This window comes from Duffyella sp. Ts4, from assembly GCF_051851875.1.
Taxonomy (GTDB): domain Bacteria; phylum Pseudomonadota; class Gammaproteobacteria; order Enterobacterales; family Enterobacteriaceae; genus Duffyella; species Duffyella gerundensis.
Map to the genome: position 1 here is coordinate 13,127 of NZ_JBLYPN010000010.1, position 17,387 is coordinate 30,513.

At 56.1% G+C, this 17,387-nt stretch carries 14 protein-coding genes and 1 pseudogene; 5 read left to right on the top strand and 10 right to left on the bottom strand.

Going from position 1 to position 17,387, the window contains the following annotated elements:
- Nucleotides 1–51 precede the first annotated feature (51 nt).
- From ubiB to udp, 6 genes are all read right to left on the bottom strand, one after another.
- The gene (ubiB, locus tag ACJY2L_RS14470) at nt 52–1,689 is read right to left on the bottom strand and encodes a ubiquinone biosynthesis regulatory protein kinase UbiB (RefSeq protein WP_439214023.1); all 1,638 of its coding nucleotides are present in this window, start codon (nt 1,687–1,689) and stop codon (nt 52–54) included.
- The gene (gene ubiJ / locus ACJY2L_RS14475; RefSeq protein WP_067434530.1) at nt 1,686–2,291 is read right to left on the bottom strand and encodes a ubiquinone biosynthesis protein UbiJ; all 606 of its coding nucleotides are present in this window, start codon (nt 2,289–2,291) and stop codon (nt 1,686–1,688) included. The genes ubiB and ubiJ overlap by 4 nt, the downstream gene beginning before the upstream one ends.
- 13 nt (nt 2,292–2,304) lie before the next feature.
- A complete protein-coding gene (gene ubiE, locus ACJY2L_RS14480) occupies nt 2,305–3,060 on the bottom strand; it encodes a bifunctional demethylmenaquinone methyltransferase/2-methoxy-6-polyprenyl-1,4-benzoquinol methylase UbiE (RefSeq protein WP_067434533.1) in 756 nt (251 codons plus the stop codon).
- Between the two features lie 73 nt (nt 3,061–3,133).
- Nucleotides 3,134–4,639 (bottom strand): DNA recombination protein RmuC, encoded by a 1,506-nt coding sequence (gene rmuC, locus ACJY2L_RS14485; RefSeq protein ID WP_439214022.1) that lies wholly within the window; start codon nt 4,637–4,639, stop codon nt 3,134–3,136.
- 82 nt (nt 4,640–4,721) lie between these two features.
- The gene (locus ACJY2L_RS14490) at nt 4,722–5,990 is read right to left on the bottom strand and encodes a tetratricopeptide repeat protein (protein ID WP_439214021.1); all 1,269 of its coding nucleotides are present in this window, start codon (nt 5,988–5,990) and stop codon (nt 4,722–4,724) included.
- A 108-nt stretch (nt 5,991–6,098) separates the two neighbouring features.
- Nucleotides 6,099–6,863, bottom strand: a complete 765-nt coding sequence (udp, locus tag ACJY2L_RS14495; RefSeq protein ID WP_067434542.1) for a uridine phosphorylase — start codon at nt 6,861–6,863, stop codon at nt 6,099–6,101.
- A 280-nt stretch (nt 6,864–7,143) separates the two neighbouring features.
- On the opposite strand from udp, the gene ACJY2L_RS14500 reads away from it, so the two are divergent.
- Nucleotides 7,144–7,974 carry a dienelactone hydrolase family protein gene (locus ACJY2L_RS14500; RefSeq protein ID WP_067434545.1) on the top strand — a complete coding sequence of 277 codons (831 nt, stop codon included), beginning with the start codon at nt 7,144–7,146 and terminating at the stop codon, nt 7,972–7,974.
- 45 nt (nt 7,975–8,019) lie between these two features.
- Here the strand turns inward: ACJY2L_RS14500 and metE are convergent, their stop codons facing one another.
- Nucleotides 8,020–10,287, bottom strand: a complete 2,268-nt coding sequence (metE, locus tag ACJY2L_RS14505) for a 5-methyltetrahydropteroyltriglutamate--homocysteine S-methyltransferase (RefSeq protein ID WP_439214020.1) — start codon at nt 10,285–10,287, stop codon at nt 8,020–8,022.
- 190 nt (nt 10,288–10,477) lie between these two features.
- Between metE and metR the strand changes: the two genes are divergently transcribed.
- Both metR and ACJY2L_RS14515 read left to right on the top strand, forming a co-directional pair.
- The gene (gene metR, locus ACJY2L_RS14510) at nt 10,478–11,404 is read left to right on the top strand and encodes an HTH-type transcriptional regulator MetR (protein ID WP_439214019.1); all 927 of its coding nucleotides are present in this window, start codon (nt 10,478–10,480) and stop codon (nt 11,402–11,404) included.
- Nucleotides 11,405–11,474: 70 nt separating this feature from the next.
- A pseudogene (locus ACJY2L_RS14515) lies at nt 11,475–11,933 on the top strand (DUF1456 family protein); the annotation flags it as partial.
- Between the two features lie 227 nt (nt 11,934–12,160).
- Here the strand turns inward: ACJY2L_RS14515 and ACJY2L_RS14520 are convergent.
- On the bottom strand, nt 12,161–13,018 hold the full coding sequence (locus tag ACJY2L_RS14520) for a carboxylate/amino acid/amine transporter (protein WP_187486621.1): 858 nt from the start codon (nt 13,016–13,018) through the stop codon (nt 12,161–12,163).
- Between the two features lie 307 nt (nt 13,019–13,325).
- Here ACJY2L_RS14520 and glpT point away from each other — a divergent pair, with 307 nt between their 5' ends.
- A complete protein-coding gene (gene glpT / locus ACJY2L_RS14525) occupies nt 13,326–14,669 on the top strand; it encodes a glycerol-3-phosphate transporter (protein WP_067434556.1) in 1,344 nt (447 codons plus the stop codon).
- 38 nt (nt 14,670–14,707) lie between these two features.
- Here the strand turns inward: glpT and yigL are convergent, their stop codons facing one another.
- Nucleotides 14,708–15,508: a sugar/pyridoxal phosphate phosphatase YigL gene (gene yigL / locus ACJY2L_RS14530; RefSeq protein WP_067434559.1), complete on the bottom strand. Its 801-nt coding sequence runs from the start codon at nt 15,506–15,508 to the stop codon at nt 14,708–14,710.
- Between the two features lie 63 nt (nt 15,509–15,571).
- The gene (pldB, locus tag ACJY2L_RS14535) at nt 15,572–16,567 is read right to left on the bottom strand and encodes a lysophospholipase L2 (RefSeq protein ID WP_439214018.1); all 996 of its coding nucleotides are present in this window, start codon (nt 16,565–16,567) and stop codon (nt 15,572–15,574) included.
- A 103-nt stretch (nt 16,568–16,670) separates the two neighbouring features.
- Here pldB and rhtB point away from each other — a divergent pair, with 103 nt between their 5' ends.
- Nucleotides 16,671–17,294, top strand: a complete 624-nt coding sequence (gene rhtB, locus ACJY2L_RS14540; RefSeq protein WP_439214017.1) for a homoserine/homoserine lactone efflux protein — start codon at nt 16,671–16,673, stop codon at nt 17,292–17,294.
- Nucleotides 17,295–17,387: the final 93 nt, after the last annotated feature.

Genomic DNA, 17,387 nt, shown 5'->3' on the forward strand with positions numbered 1-17,387 from the left:
CAGGCTGCGGCCCGATCCAGCGACATTAGCGCCTTTGAGATAACCTGACAATCAGTTTGTCTTGCGCCAACCAACCAGCCAGGTAACGATGCCCGCCGCAATCATAATGGCGGGAAGAAAATCGAGTTCCGGCCGCTTTAACACAATGGCCGTTCCACTTAACAACAGCGTGGCGCCGATACCAAACAGAAAACGTGACTGATGGTGGCGAGTGCGCTGTGCCTGCATATCGATTGCCAGTCTATCGACGCTTTGTTGCAAACGTTTGTGCTGACGCAGGCTGTCGTAAACCAGTTCCGGCAACTCAGGCAGCTTCTCTGCCCAGTAAGGTGCTTTCTCTTTGACGGCACGAATGATGGCCGGAATACCGACCTGATCCTTGATCCAGTCTTCCAGAAACGGCTTGGCGGTCTTCCACAGATCAAGCTGCGGATAGAGCTGGCGCCCTACTCCTTCAATATAGAGCAAGGTCTTTTGCAACAGCACCAGCTGCGGCTGGACTTCCATGTTGAAACGACGCGCGGTATTAAACAGGTTCAGCAGCACGTGACCAAAGGAGATCTCTGCCAGCGGCTTTTCAAAAATAGGCTCGCACACCGTACGAATCGCGAACTCAAAGTCTTCAACGTTGGTATCCGCGGGCACCCAGCCTGAATCAACATGCAGTTCGGCTACCTTGCGATAATCGCGATTAAAGAAGGCGATGAAATTCTCCGCCAGATAACGCTTATCTTCTTTGTTCAGCGAGCCGACAATCCCGCAGTCAATCGCGATATATTGCGGATCTTCCGGGTGGTCATAGCTGACAAAGATATTCCCGGGATGCATATCGGCGTGGAAGAAACTGTCGCGAAACACCTGCGTAAAGAACACCTGCACGCCGCGTTCGGCCAGCAGCTTCATGTTTACACCATGCTGCTCCAGCGCCACCACATCCGAAATCGGAATACCGTAAATCCGCTCCATCACCATCATGGTTTCACTGCAGTAGTCGGAGAAAACTTCCGGTACGTACAGCAGCGTATTGTTTTCAAAATTGCGGCGCAGTTGAATGGCATTGGCCGATTCACGCAGCAAATTCAGCTCATCGAGCAGCGTTTTTTCATAATCGCGCACCACTTCCGCAGGGCGCAGACGGCGTCCGTCCGGCAGCAGGCGCGGCAGCCAGCTCGCCAGGCGATAGATCAGACGCATATCCGCCTTGATCACCGGCAGAATATCGGGACGAATCACCTTGATGACCACCTTGCGGCCATTCTCTTTCATCGTCGCGGTGTGCACCTGAGCAATCGAAGCTGAAGCCAGCGGCGTGATATCAAAATCATCGAACCAGGTTTCAATCGGGCCGCCCAGTGATTTTTCCATCTGCGCTTTGGCCTTCACGCCGTCAAACGGTGCCACGCGATCCTGCAGCATGGCCAGCTGATCGGCAATGTGCGGCGGAAACAGATCGCGGCGGGTCGACATCATCTGACCCAGCTTGATCCATACCGGCCCCAGATGCTCCATTGCCAGGCGCAAACGGGCACCGGCAGCGGCTTCTTTATGTTGATTCGGCACCCAAAACAGCGTGCGTCGCCACAGACGAATCGGCAGCGTGATCCGCGTTTGCGGTATAAATTCATCCAGTCCGTAAGTGAGAAAGGTTTTTACGATAAACCAGGCTCGACGTATTTCTCCCAGCGTCATTTCGCCTCCAGCTGTGCGATTCGTGCGCTTAGCGCGTCAAGCGAACGCGTCATCGCGTCAACTTCTTCTGCAAACCAGGCGAGCTCCAGCGCGCCCGGCGTCACACGCCACTCTTCGGTGAGCGTCTCTGCCAGGTAAACCTGTTTGCGTTGCAGATCGGTACGGAAAAAAGCGAATGCGCGCCGCGCGGACTGACTCATTCCCTGCGCAACGATGTCACCAACCCACGGGGCCAGATATTCAGCGGGATCGAGTTCAGCCATATCCAGCAGCGCGGAAAAGTTCTGCACGACCTGCAAATCGCCTTCGACGTCCAGCGCGCCGCTACGCAGTAGACGGGTAAGCTGTTGACGATCGCGCAGTTCAGGCAAGGTGCGCAGGGACGTTTTAACCGTGCAGTCGCTGCTGCCCTGCCATTCGCCTAACACATCAAGCTGCTGCTCACTGAACACCAGCGTCATCGGCTGAGAAAATTCCTGCAGAGAAAGCGACAACACTTTGCCACTCAGGCGTTGCCGCGCGGCTTTCATACTGCGATCGCGGTACAGAATGTGGTTAAGCGCGGTCTCCAGACCTGCGGTTAACAGTGGCGTGAGGATCATGCATTATCCTGATTCAGAACTTAAATCCACGGTGCAAGGCAACAATGCCGCCCGTTAAATTGTAGTACGACGTGTTTTCAAAACCGGCGTCATTCATCATCGCCTTCAGCGTTTCCTGATCGGGATGCATGCGGATCGATTCGGCCAGATAGCGATAGCTTTCTGCATCTTTCGCTACCAGCTCACCGATGCGCGGCAGAATGTGAAACGAGTAGGTGTCGTAGGCTTTGTTCAGCGGCTCAAGCAGCGGTTTTGAAAACTCCAGCACCAGCAAACGGCCGCCCGGCTTCAGCACGCGGAACATCGATGCCAGCGCCTTCTCTTTTTCGGTCACGTTACGCAGGCCAAAAGAGATGGTAATACAGTCAAAATAGTTATCGGGGAACGGCAGCGCTTCGGCATTCGCCTGCACATAGCTGACGTTGCCCACCACGCCGGTATTGCGCAGCTTTTCACGGCCCATCTTCAACATGGAGCTGTTAATATCTGCCAGCACAACCTGGCCGGTTTCACCCACCAGACGAGAAAATTTCGCGGTTAAATCACCGGTACCACCGGCCAGATCGAGCACCCGCTGACCGCGACGCACGCCGCTGCAGTCGATGGTAAAACGCTTCCAGATGCGATGAATACCAAACGACATCAGGTCGTTCATCAGATCATATTTGGCCGCAACGGAATGAAAAACATCAGCCACTTTTGCCGCTTTTTCTTCTTTAGCGACGGTCTGAAAACCAAAGTGGGTAGTTTCCTGAGATTCATCTGCCATGTTTTGCCTGCTCCACAATCAAATATCCTCGAAGTGTATCAGAGTCCCGGAAGTCAGGCACGTTAACGCCCGTTTATTCATTGATGCGCTGAAGGGTTTCACTGACTTCCGACAGCGGTGCCAGATCGTCCTCGTCGTCGGCTAACGACTGGGCCACCAGCTGCGGATTCAGTGGCCGTTTGATCTCCACGCCGAGATGGCGAAAGCTCTCGGTTTGGGCGATCAAATTGCCGCGTCCTTCCGCCAGCTTTTTCATCGCCTGACGATAGCTGTCGTGCGCCTTATCGAGGTTTTGGCCGATGCTGCTCATGTCATCCACAAACAGCCGCATTTTGTCATAAAGCCGCGCGGCCCGATCGGCAATACGCTGCGCGTTACGGCTCTGATGTTCGTAACGCCACAGGTTGCTGATGGTACGCAACGCCACCAGTAAGGTGGTCGGGCTGACCAGCATGACGTTCTGCTGCAATGCTTCGCTGATTAGCTCCGGCTGACGATCGATCGCCAGGAGAAACGCCGGCTCAATCGGGATAAACATCAACACATAATCCAGCGATCGTAAACCCGGCAATTGTTGATAATCTTTTCGACTCAGCAGACGCAGATGCCCGCGCACGGCGGCAATATGCTCAGTCAGCGCCAGTTCGCGCGTCGCTTCATCGTCGGCGTTAAAGTAGCGCTCATAGGCCACCAGCGTCATTTTGGCATCAATCACCACATCCTTGCCCTGCGGCAGATGCACCACCACATCGGGCTGCATACGTTTCTGCTGATCCAGCTGAATGTTGACCTGGGTTTCATACTCGTGGCCTTCGCGCAGGCCGGACGCTTCCAGCACGCGACTGAGCACTACTTCACCCCAGTTGCCCTGGGTTTTATTGTCGCCTTTCAGCGCTTTAGTGAGGTTAATCGCTTCCTGCGCCATTTGGGCATTTAGCTGTTGTAAACTGCGGATTTCATGGGAAAGGGTGTGTCTTTCGCGCGCTTCCTGGCCAAAGCTTTCCTGTACCTGGCGACGGAAGCCATCAAGCTGCTCCCGCAGCGGCGTAATCAGGGTATTCAGGCTCTGGCGATTTTGCTCATCGACGCGGCGGCCGCTGTTTTCAAAGATACGGTTGGCAAGGTTTTCGAACTGGGCGCTCAGGCGCTGTTCGCTGTTAATCAGCAGGCGCTGCTTCTCTTCTGCGGTTAACCGCGACTCTTCAAGACGAATGGTGACTTCACGCAGCTCCGCCTCCTGCGCACTGTTGATCTCCAGCTGGTTGCGCAGCTCACGGCTCAGCTGCTCACACTCGGCTTTCCAGTAGTCAAAATGCTGCAGTTTTTCCTGTGAGGCTGAGAGCGCGCCATGCAGCTGGCGAAGGGTCTGTGCGTCCTGCTGTTGCAGCTGGCGCTGCTCCGTCAGCTGCTGCTCCAGCTTTTGCTGGGCCTGATGAGACTGGGCCAGCGACTGTTCCAACAGCCGCTGCTGCGTCAGGGCAGCAGCCTGCTGCTGGCCGGTCCGTAAATGCGCCACCAACCAGCCAAAAAGGAGGCCCGCCAGGCCAAGACAGCCCGCTAACAGATAACCCTGCTCCATTGCTTTTTCTCCCCATTACCGCGTGGGGGAAAAGGTAGAGGCGCCCTGTATGAATGTCCACACAAATCGGTGGCGCTGAAGGTTACGCGTCAGTCAGTACGAAACGCAGCTTGCCATTTTGGTAGTCCGTCACCAGGAAGAAAGGCACCGCCAGCGACCATTCACCGTTTTTAACCGGTGCCGGATAAGCGAACTCACCGGCATCGCTGCACAGTTTCACCCATTGCGGCTGGTTGTCTGTCACGGAAGCCGGGCCGCCGACACGCGTGTAACCGGCGTTGCTGCCAACATGAAACTCAGCGCCCTGCCAGCGCACCGGCGGATGCGGCGGGAAAGCGTGGGCATCGTGGAAATCAAAGATATCATCATGGCTGAGCAGGCTTTCGCGCACGGTGGCCCACAGCGCAGTCTTCAGAAAGACCTGATCGGTAAAACGCGCGCTGCCGCTGTACTGCGTCATGAAGTCACGAATCTGCTGTTCAATATTGTGAAATACGCCGTGACAGCCGCCCCACATGCCCGCCAGCAGCAGTTCCGTGTGCGAGCAATAATCCCGCATATGATGAAACCAAAAAGGAGAAGCCGCCCAGGCTTCAACCGCCACCACTTCGCGTTCAGAGAGCAAGGAGTCAGCATCACGTACGATAAAGCGTTCTACGCTGCTGTCATCCATCACCAGAAAACGCCACAGAGTTGGCATAATGGTTTTTTCATGTGACATATCCACCAGCTGCACGTTTGGCTGCTGCAGCCGGTGCCAGACATGCTGCGGCACGCTGTCATCAAGATAGATACGGCAGGTCCATGCCGGATAAAGCTCTCGTGCGACCTCAACGTTTTTGATCAGCGTTTCGCAGTAGCGCGGATGCTGGCCATAGAGGCTGAAAGCGATGATATTTTTTTGCGGGTTGTCGAGGTCCAACGGTTCAGGACCACGCGCCGGAAAAGGATAGCGAACATTCTGCTTATAGATTGCATCGGCTTTACTCAGCGATTCGTGGCCGTAACGCTTGACCTCCAGCGGCTTATTCATCAGCCCGCTTAGCTCCGCCAGGCCATCCAGCCAGGTATCGGATGCTCTGTGTCGCTGCGGCGACTGATAAATACGCTGGTAAATTTTCCACGCTTTCTGATGCTCACCGAGGCGCATCAGCACCAGCGCGTAATCACTCAGTACCTGCATCTGCTGGGGGATTACTTTCAGCACCTGCTCACAGCAGAGACGCGCCTGCGCAAAATCGAGCTGATCCATTGCCTGACGAAACCGCGCTGCCTGTTGTTCAAAGCGGTCCTGCATCGCAGGCGTGATGACAACCTGGGTACGACGGGGAGAAGGAGTAGTTTTACGCATCGGAAACGGCTTAAGGTCATTGAGAATGCGCAGAGTATAAAGAGGCTAAAAAGCCGAACCCTATAAGCCCTGTCTCGAAATTCCCGCAGCCGTTTCCGAAATGCGGCGTTAGTCCAGCAGCAGGCGCGCCGCTTCAACCACAATTTTCACCGCATCGCTTTCTGTCTGCTTCATCGCGGCCGCATCCGGAATCTCTTTTTGGGTGCGATTGACGATAACGCCCGCCACCATACCGGCGCGTAAGCCCTGGCTGGCGCACATGGTTAACAGCGTGGCCGATTCCATTTCGTAGTTCAGCACGCCCATCTGCTGCCACTCTTTCATTGAGCCCTGGAACTGGCTCACCACACGGCCTGAGAAGGTGTCGTAGCGTTCCTGGCCCGGATAAAAGGTGTCGGAAGAGGCGGTTACGCCGATATGCGTTTTCGCACCGGCAGCTTTTGCAGCGGCAACCAGCGCAGTGGTACAGGCGAAATCGGCTACCGCCGGAAACGCCATCGGGGCGAAATGCAGGCTGGCACCATCAAGGCGAACGGCGCCGGTGGTCACCAGCACGTCGCCAACGTTGATATCGGGTTGAATCGCACCGGTGGTGCCGACGCGCAGGAAAGTGCGCACGCCCAGCTGTGCCAGCTCTTCTACCGCAATGGAGGTCGACGGGCCGCCAATGCCGGTTGAGCAAACTACAACCGGCTTGCCGTTGAGCTCGGCACGCCAGCTGGTGAATTCGCGATGTGAGGCGAGATGCACAGGATTGTCCATCAACGCCGCGATTTTTTTCACTCGTTCTGGATCGCCAGGCACAATGGCCAGCGTGGCGCCCTGCAGATCAGCGCGGGTGATACCTAAATGAAAAACATCGGACTGGGCCATAACGGACTCCTGAAGTAAATAGTAACAGCCGCGTACTTTACGCCAGCGGTCAGGGAAAAGGTGTGAACGCAATCGTTCAACATTATGAAAGTTGCAGAGATTAATCAAAACAATGTGACTAATCTCACACCTTGCAAGCGTGCTTTGACGTAGTGCTACAGGCTGCTGTGCACGCTGCCACGGTGTAGTGATAAAGAGAGATAACCCGCACTGCCGGGAGTGAAGAAATAATCCTGGCTATAGTTACCTCACTGCGCGAATCGTCTGTACGGAGAGAACAATGAAAACCGAAGAGAATATGGCACAAAAAGCGCGCGGCTTCGCGCCTGCGGTCGGCCCCACCGCAACCACCACCATCATTACCGGAGATCACGCAATTCACAGCGGCGAAACCTCCGTGGCCACCCAGGGCGAAAACATGCCCGCTTTTTTTGCCCGGCCTGAAAATAAAACCGAGGGTTTGCCGGTTGTGCTGGTGGTGCAGGAGATTTTTGGCGTACACGAGCATATTCGTGACATCTGCCGTCGGCTGGCGGCAGAGGGCTATCTGGCCGTTGCGCCGGAACTCTATTTCCGCGAAGGCGATCCTTCAGAATACAGCGATATCCCCACGCTGTTTAAAGAGCTGGTCAACAAGGTGCCGGATGCGCAGGTGCTGGCCGATCTCGATCACGTTGCCAACTGGGCAGCCAAACATGGCGGCGATATGCGCACCATGGCCATTACCGGCTTCTGCTGGGGCGGTCGCATCACCTGGCTTTATGCCGCACACAATCCGCAGCTAAAAGCGGCGGTAGCCTGGTATGGCAAGGTGGTCGGCGAGAAAACCATTAAGCAGCCAACCCAGCCGGTGGATGTAGCCACCGAACTGAGCGCGCCGGTTTTAGGCCTCTATGGCGGCAAGGATGAGAGCATTCCGCAGGAGAGCATTGAGCTGATGCGAAAAGCGGTGCGTGCGGCTAATGCCAACGCGGAGATTGTCGTGTATCCCGAAGCGGGCCACGCCTTTAATGCCGACTATCGTGAAAGCTATCATGAAGCGTCGGCGAAAGATGGCTGGCAGCGCATGCTCGCCTGGTTTACACAGTATGGTGTTGCCCCGGCAAAATAAGTTACAAGGGGCGCCACAAGCGCCCCTGAGTTTAGATCGTCATCGTCATATCCGGGCGCGCAGGTTCTGCGCCGCTGTCACCATATTTGCCAGCGCCTGACGCGTCTCCGTCCAGCCGCGCGTTTTCAGTCCGCAATCGGGATTGACCCACAAACGCTCAACCGGAATACGCCTGGCCGCTTTCAGCAACAGCGCCTCTATCCACTCCACACTCGGCACGTTAGGCGAGTGAATGTCATACACGCCCGGACCAATCTCATTCGGATAAGCAAACTCCTCGAACGACTCCAGCAGTTCCATATCCGAGCGCGAGGTTTCGATGGTAATCACATCGGCATCCAGTGCCGCGATCGACGCCATGATGTCGTTGAATTCGCAATAACACATATGGGTATGAATCTGCGTGTCATCCTGCGCCACTGCGGCATTCAGGCGGAAGGCCTCTACTGCCCATTCAAGGTAGGCCGCCCACTCTGACTGGCGCAACGGCAGCCCTTCGCGCAGTGCCGGTTCATCAATCTGAATGATGCCAATGCCCGCTTTTTCCAGGTCGGCTACCTCATCGCGCAGCGCCAGCGCAATCTGTCGGGCGATGGTTTCTCGGGTCACATCTTCACGCGGGAATGACCAGCAGAGGATCGTAACCGGCCCGGTCAGCATGCCTTTCAGCGGCTTGTCGGCCAGCGACTGAGCATATTTCGCCCACTCCACGGTGATCGGCTGCGGACGGCTTACGTCGCCAATAATCACCGGCGGTTTTACACAGCGCGAACCGTAGCTCTGTACCCAACCATTTTGCGTAAAGACAAAGCCCTCGAGATGCTCGCCAAAATATTCCACCATGTCATTGCGCTCGGCCTCGCCATGCACCAGCACATCCAGCCCCAATTGCTCCTGCTCACTTATTGCCTGCTTAATGTGTTCGGCAATGCCGGTGCGGTAATGATTTCCATCGATGGTGCCTTTTTTAAAATCGAGGCGCAGGCTGCGAATATCGTGGGTTTGCGGGAAAGAACCGATGGTGGTGGTCGGCCATGCCGGTAAATTGAAGCGCTGCCGCTGTGCGGCGGCTCGCGTTTGATAATCGCTGTGACGCTGGCTCTCTTTTGGGGTGATGCCAGCAAGACGTTCGCCAACCGCGGCATTGTGTACCCGGCCTGAATGGCGACGAGCACGTACGGGCGCGCTCCAGGTTTCCAGCGCTGCACCGTCGTTGTTATTCAGCGCGTTGCTCAGTAGCGCGAGCTCGGCGCATTTTTGCAGGGCGAAGGCGAACCAGCTTTTCACCTCTTCATCCAGACGTGTTTCCACGCTGAGGTCGATCGGACTGTGCAGCAGCGAGCAGGAAGAGCCAATCCACAACTGTTTGCGCTGCGCCTGCAGCGGTTGCAGCCTTTCAAACCACTGTGTCAGATCGGCGCGCCAGACGTTACGGCCATTGATCACGCCCAGCGACAGCAGCCAGTCAGCGGGCAACTGCTGGTTCAGCGCGACGATATCATCTTTGCCATGTACCAGATCGACATGCAGCCCCTGCACCGGCAGCTGACGCACGGTATCAAGGTTATGGCTCACGCTGTCAAAGTAGGTGGTCAGCAGCAGCTTGCATCGCCCGTTCAGCGCGGCATAAGTGGGTTTAAACGCCTCGAGCCACGCCTGCGGCAGTTCCAGCACCAGCGCAGGCTCATCAATCTGTACCCACTCTACGCCGCGCTGCGCCAGTGCATCCAGTACCTGCTGATAGACCGGCAGGATATCCTGCAGCAGGCTCAAGCGGTCAAAGGATTCACCTTTGACTTTACCCAGCCAGAGATAGGTCACCGGTCCCAGCAGCACCGGCTTTATCTTGTGTCCGAGCGCCAGCGCCTCATCAACCTCGTCCAGCAGCTGATGCCAGCTCAGACTGAACTGCTGTCCGTGAGTAAATTCCGGTACCATGTAGTGATAGTTAGTGTTGAACCATTTAGTCATTTCAGCGGCCGCGGCGGGTTCGCCGGTTGGCGCCCGGCCACGTGCAATGCGGAACAGCGTGTCCAGATCCACGTTGCCCGCTTTATTCTGATGACGTGCCGGCACGTTGCCCAGCATCAGGCTGGTGGTCAGCACATGATCGTACCAGGCAAAATCACCTACCGGCAGCAGATCGACACCCGCTGCTTGCTGCTGCTGCCAGTGACGGGCGCGCAGCTCACGACCGGTTGCCAGTAGCGCTTCCTGCGTGCTGTTGCCCGCCCAATAGCTCTCCTGCGCCTTTTTCAGTTCGCGACGCAGGCCAATACGGGGAAAACCAAGCGTGTGATTCAGAATCGTCATCAGTGTTGCCTCATAGTGTTAGACGTCGATGCCGGGCGGTGCCGTTTTCGCATCCCTGCTGGCGCAGACGTCAGGATCAGGTTGGGCGGGCCAGTGATGTTTGGCCGTCCAGATGTTTACACCGCTATATTGTGCAGGTAAGGTATGTTCCTCAAGCGCAAATTGTTCACTGTCGATGTGAAGGACTCTCATGATCGAACTCAAACACCTCCGGACACTGCAGGCTCTCAGGAACACTGGCTCGCTGGCCGCCGCCGCCGCACAGCTGCACCAAACGCAATCGGCGCTGTCGCATCAGTTCAGCGATCTGGAGCAGCGGCTGGGGTTCCGGTTGTTTGTGCGTAAAAGCCAGCCGCTGCGTTTTACGCCGCAGGGCTCTATTCTGCTGCAGCTGGCCGAGCAGGTGCTGCCGCAAATTCAGCAGGCGTTACAGGCGTGTCATGAGCCGCATCAGGCCACGCTGCGCATCGCTATTGAATGCCACAGCTGCATTCAGTGGCTGACGCCTGCGCTGGATAATTTCCGCCTGAGCTGGCCGCAGGTGATGATGGATTTCAAATCAGGCGTCACCTTTGATCCGCAGCCGGCCTTGCAGCAGGGCGAACTGGATGTGGTGCTGACCTCCGATATCCTGCCGCGCAGCGGTCTGCACTATTCGCCAATGTTCGATTTTGAAGTGCGCCTGGTGCTGGCCACGGATCATCCGCTGGCGCAGGCAGCGATCATTACGCCTGAAGATTTAGCCAGCGAAGTGTTGATGATCTACCCGGTGCAGCGACAACGGCTTGATATCTGGCGCCACTTTTTACAGCCAGCGGGCGTCAGCCCGGCGCTGAAAAGCGTTGATAACACCCTGCTGCTGATTCAGATGGTTTCGGCGCGCATGGGCATTGCCGCACTGCCGCACTGGGTGGTGGAGAGTTTTGAACGTCAGGGGCTGGTGGTCACCAAAACGCTGGGAGAAGGATTATGGAGCCGTCTCTATGCGGCGGTGCGCGACGGCGAGCAGCGTCAGCCGGTAGTTGATGCCTTTATCCGCTCCACGCGGCAGCACGCCTGTGAACACCTGCCGCTGGTGCGTGATGCGTCAAAACCGGGCGTGCTGCAACCGGGATAATGCACGGCGATATAATTACCGGCCGCTCTGCTCTATAATGCGCCGCATTGCCGTAACCATGAGAAAACTAATGACCAATAATGACGTCCTGCGCAGCATCCGCTACATGCTTAAACTGAACGATGAAGCGATGGTCAACATCGCCGCTCTCGCCGACAGCGAAGTTCCGCTGGCGATGATGCAGGCGTACCTGAAAAAGGAAGAAGAAGCGGGCTTTCAGCCTTGCCCGGATGTGCTGATGGGCTATTTCCTGAACGGACTGATCTTCCATCGTCGTGGCAAAAGCGAAGAGCTGCCAGCACCGTCGATTGAGCGCAAGATGAATAACAACATCATCCTGAAAAAACTGCGCATCGCCTTTGATCTGAAAACCACCGATATTCCACAGGTGTTGGCAAAAGCTGATTTTGCGGTAGGCCAGTCAGAAATCGGTGCGATCTTCCGCAAGCCCGATCACAAAAACTATCGCGAATGTGGCGATCAGCTACTGCGTAACTTCCTGAAGGGATTATCGCTGACCGTGCGTCCACCGATCGTGCCAAAAGCGCCCGCCGAGAAAAAACCGGCCGCTGAGCACAAACCTGCTGGACAGGCCAAATCGGCAACCGCCGGTAAGCCGGCTGGCGGCAAGAGCTGGAGTGGCAACAAGCCCGCCAGCGCGAGTCGTCCTGCTGCTGGCGGCAAACCTGCCGCAGGCAAAAAATCCTGGCCAGGCAAATCCTGATCGACTGAGCCAGGTTCGCCTGGCTCTTCCCTCTATTTTCCGCGACCGATAATCCAGCGCTTGTGCACCCACAGTGACGCGCAAATCACCGCAGCACCAATAATGAAGCTTGGCCAGTGCGGCTGTTCCTGCCAAATTGCCAGATTGACCAGCAATCCCGCTGGCACATGCATATTGTTCATGATCCCCAGCGTACCCGCATCAACCTGCGTAGCGCCGTAGTTCCACATAAAATAACCCAGCCCGGAAGCGGCAACGCCCAGCCAGACCAGAATGCCCCACTGCAGGCCGGTTGTCGGCAGCTTGTGCGGATTACCCCACAAACCCCAGGCGACGATCGCCACCAGCACCGCACCGATATAGAACCAGGCAAAAGCGACATGCTGCGGCATCGGCCGCGTCTCCTGCAGGCGCTTATAACCCACCATTCCCGCCGCAAAGCAAAGGTTAGCCAGCTGCACCAGCAGCAGCCCGAACCAGAAATGCTCGCTGACTTTGTCGTAGCGAATAATCGCCGCACCAGCCACCGCCAGCAGGGCGCTGAAGAGATAGCCGATACGCACGCCGCGCCCGCTGATGATGTCGTAAATCAGCGTAACGTAGAGCGGCGTCATCACGGTGAACAACAGAAACTCTGACACGCTGAGGTAGAGATAGGCCTGAAAGCTGATGAGATACATGATGCCCAGCTGCAGCGTGCCGACCAGCATGTAGAGCGCCAGCGTCGAGGCGCGATAGCCACGCCAGCGCAAAAACGGCAAAAACACCAGCGCTGCCAGCGACAGTCGCATCAACACTGAAAACCAGCTGTCAACGTGACCGGCAAGATAGACGCCGATCAGGCTAAAAGAAAATGCCCATAAAATGGTGGTAACGATCAGTAAAAACACAATCCTGCCCCTGAAATGAAGAAGCACGCATTGTAACCGCCGTATTTCACAAAGCGTGAAATATCTGGTTTACATATGATTAATAAAACACCGCCCGTCCTCCTGGCTGGTAATGCCAGCAGGCGCACATTTCTCACGCCTGACGCAGCAGAAAACGTGCCACCTGTCATAAAAATGTAACATTAACGTCACAGACGCTCCGCATTCATCGGGCTGGACGCTATCCTTTGCGCGAACCTTATCAGAAGGCGTATAGCCTCTTTCACCTGCTGCAAAGCATTTCAATACACCACTGGAGTCTGGAATCATGCTGAATATCTTCCGTCCCGCCGCGCATCGCCCGCGTGTGGACGATGCTCATGTCGATCCCCTTTATCGCCGCCTGCGCTGGCAAATCTTTTTGGGGATCTTTTTTGGTTATGCCGCCTACTATCTGGTGCGAAAAAACTTCGCACTGGCGATGCCTTATCTGGTGGAACAGGGCTTTTCGCGCGGCGATCTCGGTTTCGCCCTGTCCGGTATTTCAATCGCCTACGGCTTTTCAAAATTCATCATGGGTTCGGTATCAGATCGATCTAATCCACGCGTGTTTTTACCTGCGGGCCTGATTCTCGCCGCGGTGGTGATGCTGATCATGGGCTTTGTGCCCTGGGCCACCTCCAGCATCATGATCATGTTTGTGCTGCTGTTTGTCTGCGGCTGGTTTCAGGGCATGGGCTGGCCGCCCTGTGGCCGCACCATGGTGCACTGGTGGTCGCACAAAGAACGTGGCTCGATTGTGTCAGTGTGGAACTGTGCCCACAACGTCGGGGGCGGTTTGCCGCCTTTGCTGTTCCTGCTGGGCATGGCGTGGTTTAACGACTGGAAAGCGGCGCTTTATATGCCGGCGTTTGGCGCGATTCTGGTTGCGGTGATCGCCTTTATGCTGATGCGCGATACGCCGCAGTCATGCGGCCTGCCGCCGATCGAAGCGTACAAAAATGACTATCCGCCAGACTACAACGAACAGTATGAAGAGGAATTAACCGCCAAACAGATCTTCATGCAGTACATTTTGCCTAACAAGCTGCTGTGGTATATCGCGCTGGCCAACGTCTTTGTTTACCTGCTGCGTTACGGCATTCTCGACTGGTCGCCGACCTACCTGAAAGAGGTGAAACACTTCACGCTCGATAAATCGTCGTGGGCCTACTTCCTCTATGAATATGCCGGTATCCCGGGCACGCTGCTGTGCGGCTGGATGTCTGACAAAGTGTTCAAAGGCAACCGCGGCGCAACCGGCGTGTTCTTTATGGTGCTGGTGACCATCGCAACGGTAGTGTACTGGTTGAATCCGGTGGGCAATCCGGGCGTGGATATGGCCTGTATGATTGTGATTGGCTTCCTGATTTATGGTCCGGTAATGCTGATTGGCTTGCATGCGCTGGAACTGGCACCGAAAAAGGCAGCCGGCACCGCAGCAGGCTTTACCGGCCTGTTTGGTTATCTCGGCGGCTCGGTTGCGGCCAGCGCCATCGTGGGTTACACCGTGGATTACTTCGGCTGGAACGGCGGTTTTGCCATCATGATTGGCGGCGGCGTACTGGCGGTATTCCTGCTGATTTTAACCATGCTGAGTGAGAACAAACACAAGCGTCAGTTAAAAGCGTAACGACCTGCGGGCAGGATGAACGCCCTGCCCGCAGCGCATTACTCCAGAAACAGCTTACGCAGATAACGTGGCACCGCATCCTGCGTATTGCTGCCAATCACTTCCAGTTCCGGCAACAAATCCTTCAGACGCTGGTGGGCATTGCTCATGATGCAGCCCTTACCCGCCATGATCAGCATCTCTTTGTCATTCAAGCCGTCACCAAACGCCACGCACTCTTTTAACGAGTAACCGAGCAGTTTGGACACCTCTTCCAGCGCATGCCCTTTGGATACGCCGCCCGCCATCACTTCCAGACAGGTTGGAAATGAGAAGCTGACATTGACCCGATCGCCCCAGCGCGCAATCAGCGCCTGCTCCAGCGGAATAAGCAGCTCTGCATCCTCGCAGGTGAAAAAGACCTTGCTGATGCCGTCGGTGGGCAGCAAACCAGGCTGATAGACCTGATAGTTAAACACTGATTCGCGAAAGTACTTCTGCTCTTCCGGACGATGACGGCACATATACCACTCATCGTCGCGATAGACGTTAGTCATGATCGCTGGATCGTCATATTTCAGCGCGAACAGATCCTGGGCGATATCCTCGTCAAGGTTATGGCTGAAGATCAGCTCACCGGCGGTGTTGTGCACGCGCGCGCCGTTGGAGGTGATCATATAGGCGTCAATCTCCAGGTTATCGCGCATCTGGCCAACATCAATATGATGACGACCGGTGGCAAAGACAAAATGGATATCCCGCGTGGTGAGCAGCTTCAGCGTCTCTTTGGTGTAGGGCGTCAACAGATGATCGGGGGAAAGCAGGGTACCGTCGAGATCGGACGCGACAATGTGATACATAAAAACCTCTGATTAGAAAACGTTAACCGGCGTGACTCGCCAGCACAAATCTGAGCGGTGCAGCTAAAGCGAATGCCGTTGAAAAAAGTCGAGGATGGCATCCAGTGCGTCGGCACGCATTTCGTCCTTTTCAAACAGGATCTCATGGCGCGCGCCAGCGATGACGTACGGGCCGCCGCCATCACAAGGATGACCGGCGGCGCTCATGGCGTCACAGAACAGCTGATGCGAGCGGTTATCGACAATTTTGTCTTCACCGGCCTGCAGCAGCAGCAGCGGCGTGGAGATGGACGCCGCCTGATTAATAATATTGTTACCCGCCTGCACACCTTCACGTACCCAGTGCCAGGTCGGTCCGCCGACGCGAATCGCAGGATCGTCGGCATAAAAACGCAGGCTGCGCTTGTAGCGTTCGCGGCTGTGCGTCAGGCGGTTCAGCCCAAACGGATGCGCCCGCCATTTGCCGGTGCCTGGCGCGTAACCGTCGCGAATCAGCGGCCTTTTTTCTGCCCAGTCGAGCAGGCGATTTGCCATCCAGCCAGGCATTGGCAGATAGATGCCGAACATCGGTGCGGCCAGCGCTGCGGCATGAAACGCCCGCGGCTGCTGCGCCAGAAACAGCGCCAGAATCGCGCCGCCCATCGAATGTGCCAGCGCAAAGCGATGACGATAGTGGTGCGGCACAATCTCCTTCAGGTAGAGCGTTTCCAGATCGTCGACGTAGTGCTCAAAGCGCGCAACGTGGCCACGATGACGATCGTCCAGCAGACGATCGGAACGTCCCTGACCACGATGATCGATAATGATCACATCGTAGCCGCACTGAAAAAGATCGTAAGCCAGTTCGGGATATTTGACATAGCTTTCTATTCGCCCCGGTACCAGCAACACCACTTTATCGTGGCTGGCATCCCGAAAGCGCACGTAGCGAATAGTGAGGTTTTCCACGCCGACAAACTCGCACTCTTCCCGCTGCCGCCAGAAGTCCAGTAACGGCCCGGTAGCAAAAGCGGCGAATGCTTTTTCGCGGTTTAACCAGAGGGTTTTGTGACTGTTCATCGTGGCTTTTCCTGCTTGCTGACGGCGCTCCCGTGACGCGTAGCGCAACGCGAGATAATATCGTATTGTGTCATATTCCGCCGCTCGCAGGGAGCCTTACACTATGACTATCGAATGGTGGTTGACCTATTTGTTGACCACATCTGTACTGAGCCTGTCGCCTGGTTCCGGCGCCATTAATACCATGAGTACCGGGATCAGCCACGGCTATCGCGGCGCGGCGGCCTCAATATGTGGTCTGCAGGTGGGTCTGTCGTTGCATATCATGCTGGTGGGTATCGGACTGGGCGCGCTGTTTTCACAGTCGCTGCTGGCATTTGAAATCGTGAAATGGGCAGGTGCAGCTTATCTGGTCTGGCTCGGGATTCAGCAGTGGCGCTCGGCTGGCTCTCTCGATCTGCAGGCGGTTGCTAAAGCGATGCCGCGTCGTCGGCTGTTCAAACGCGCGGTGCTGGTGAATCTCACCAATCCCAAAAGCATTGTTTTCCTCGCCGCCCTGTTCCCGCAGTTTATTCTGCCGCACCAGCCGCAGGCCGTGCAGTATCTGATCCTTGGTGTCACCACCGTCGTCGTCGATATTATCGTGATGATTGGCTACGCCATGCTGGCTACGCGCATCGCCGGCTGGATCAAAGGCCCAAAACAGATGAAGCTGCTGAACCGCATCTTCGGCGGCCTGTTTATGGCCGTCGGCGCTCTGCTCGCCTCCGCCCGCAAAATGGCCTGATCACCACCCGCAAAACGCAAAGGTACGCGGTTATTTGAATTTTGAAGGAATTTAAGATCTTTAACCTTCCAGCGCACTTGCTGCAAGGCCGTC

What these genes read in the sequence shown, in the direction of transcription:
- ubiB (WP_439214023.1), bottom strand. Translation starts at nt 1,689, where the DNA reads ATGACGCTGGGAGAAATACGTCGAGCCTGGTTTATCGTAAAAACCTTT.
- ubiJ (WP_067434530.1), bottom strand. Translation starts at nt 2,291, where the DNA reads ATGATCCTCACGCCACTGTTAACCGCAGGTCTGGAGACCGCGCTTAAC.
- ubiE (WP_067434533.1), bottom strand. Translation starts at nt 3,060, where the DNA reads ATGGCAGATGAATCTCAGGAAACTACCCACTTTGGTTTTCAGACCGTC.
- rmuC (WP_439214022.1), bottom strand. Translation starts at nt 4,639, where the DNA reads ATGGAGCAGGGTTATCTGTTAGCGGGCTGTCTTGGCCTGGCGGGCCTC.
- ACJY2L_RS14490 (WP_439214021.1), bottom strand. Translation starts at nt 5,990, where the DNA reads ATGCGTAAAACTACTCCTTCTCCCCGTCGTACCCAGGTTGTCATCACG.
- udp (WP_067434542.1), bottom strand. Translation starts at nt 6,863, where the DNA reads ATGGCCCAGTCCGATGTTTTTCATTTAGGTATCACCCGCGCTGATCTG.
- ACJY2L_RS14500 (WP_067434545.1), top strand. Translation starts at nt 7,144, where the DNA reads ATGAAAACCGAAGAGAATATGGCACAAAAAGCGCGCGGCTTCGCGCCT.
- metE (WP_439214020.1), bottom strand. Translation starts at nt 10,287, where the DNA reads ATGACGATTCTGAATCACACGCTTGGTTTTCCCCGTATTGGCCTGCGT.
- metR (WP_439214019.1), top strand. Translation starts at nt 10,478, where the DNA reads ATGATCGAACTCAAACACCTCCGGACACTGCAGGCTCTCAGGAACACT.
- glpT (WP_067434556.1), top strand. Translation starts at nt 13,326, where the DNA reads ATGCTGAATATCTTCCGTCCCGCCGCGCATCGCCCGCGTGTGGACGAT.
- yigL (WP_067434559.1), bottom strand. Translation starts at nt 15,508, where the DNA reads ATGTATCACATTGTCGCGTCCGATCTCGACGGTACCCTGCTTTCCCCC.
- pldB (WP_439214018.1), bottom strand. Translation starts at nt 16,567, where the DNA reads ATGAACAGTCACAAAACCCTCTGGTTAAACCGCGAAAAAGCATTCGCC.
- rhtB (WP_439214017.1), top strand. Translation starts at nt 16,671, where the DNA reads ATGACTATCGAATGGTGGTTGACCTATTTGTTGACCACATCTGTACTG.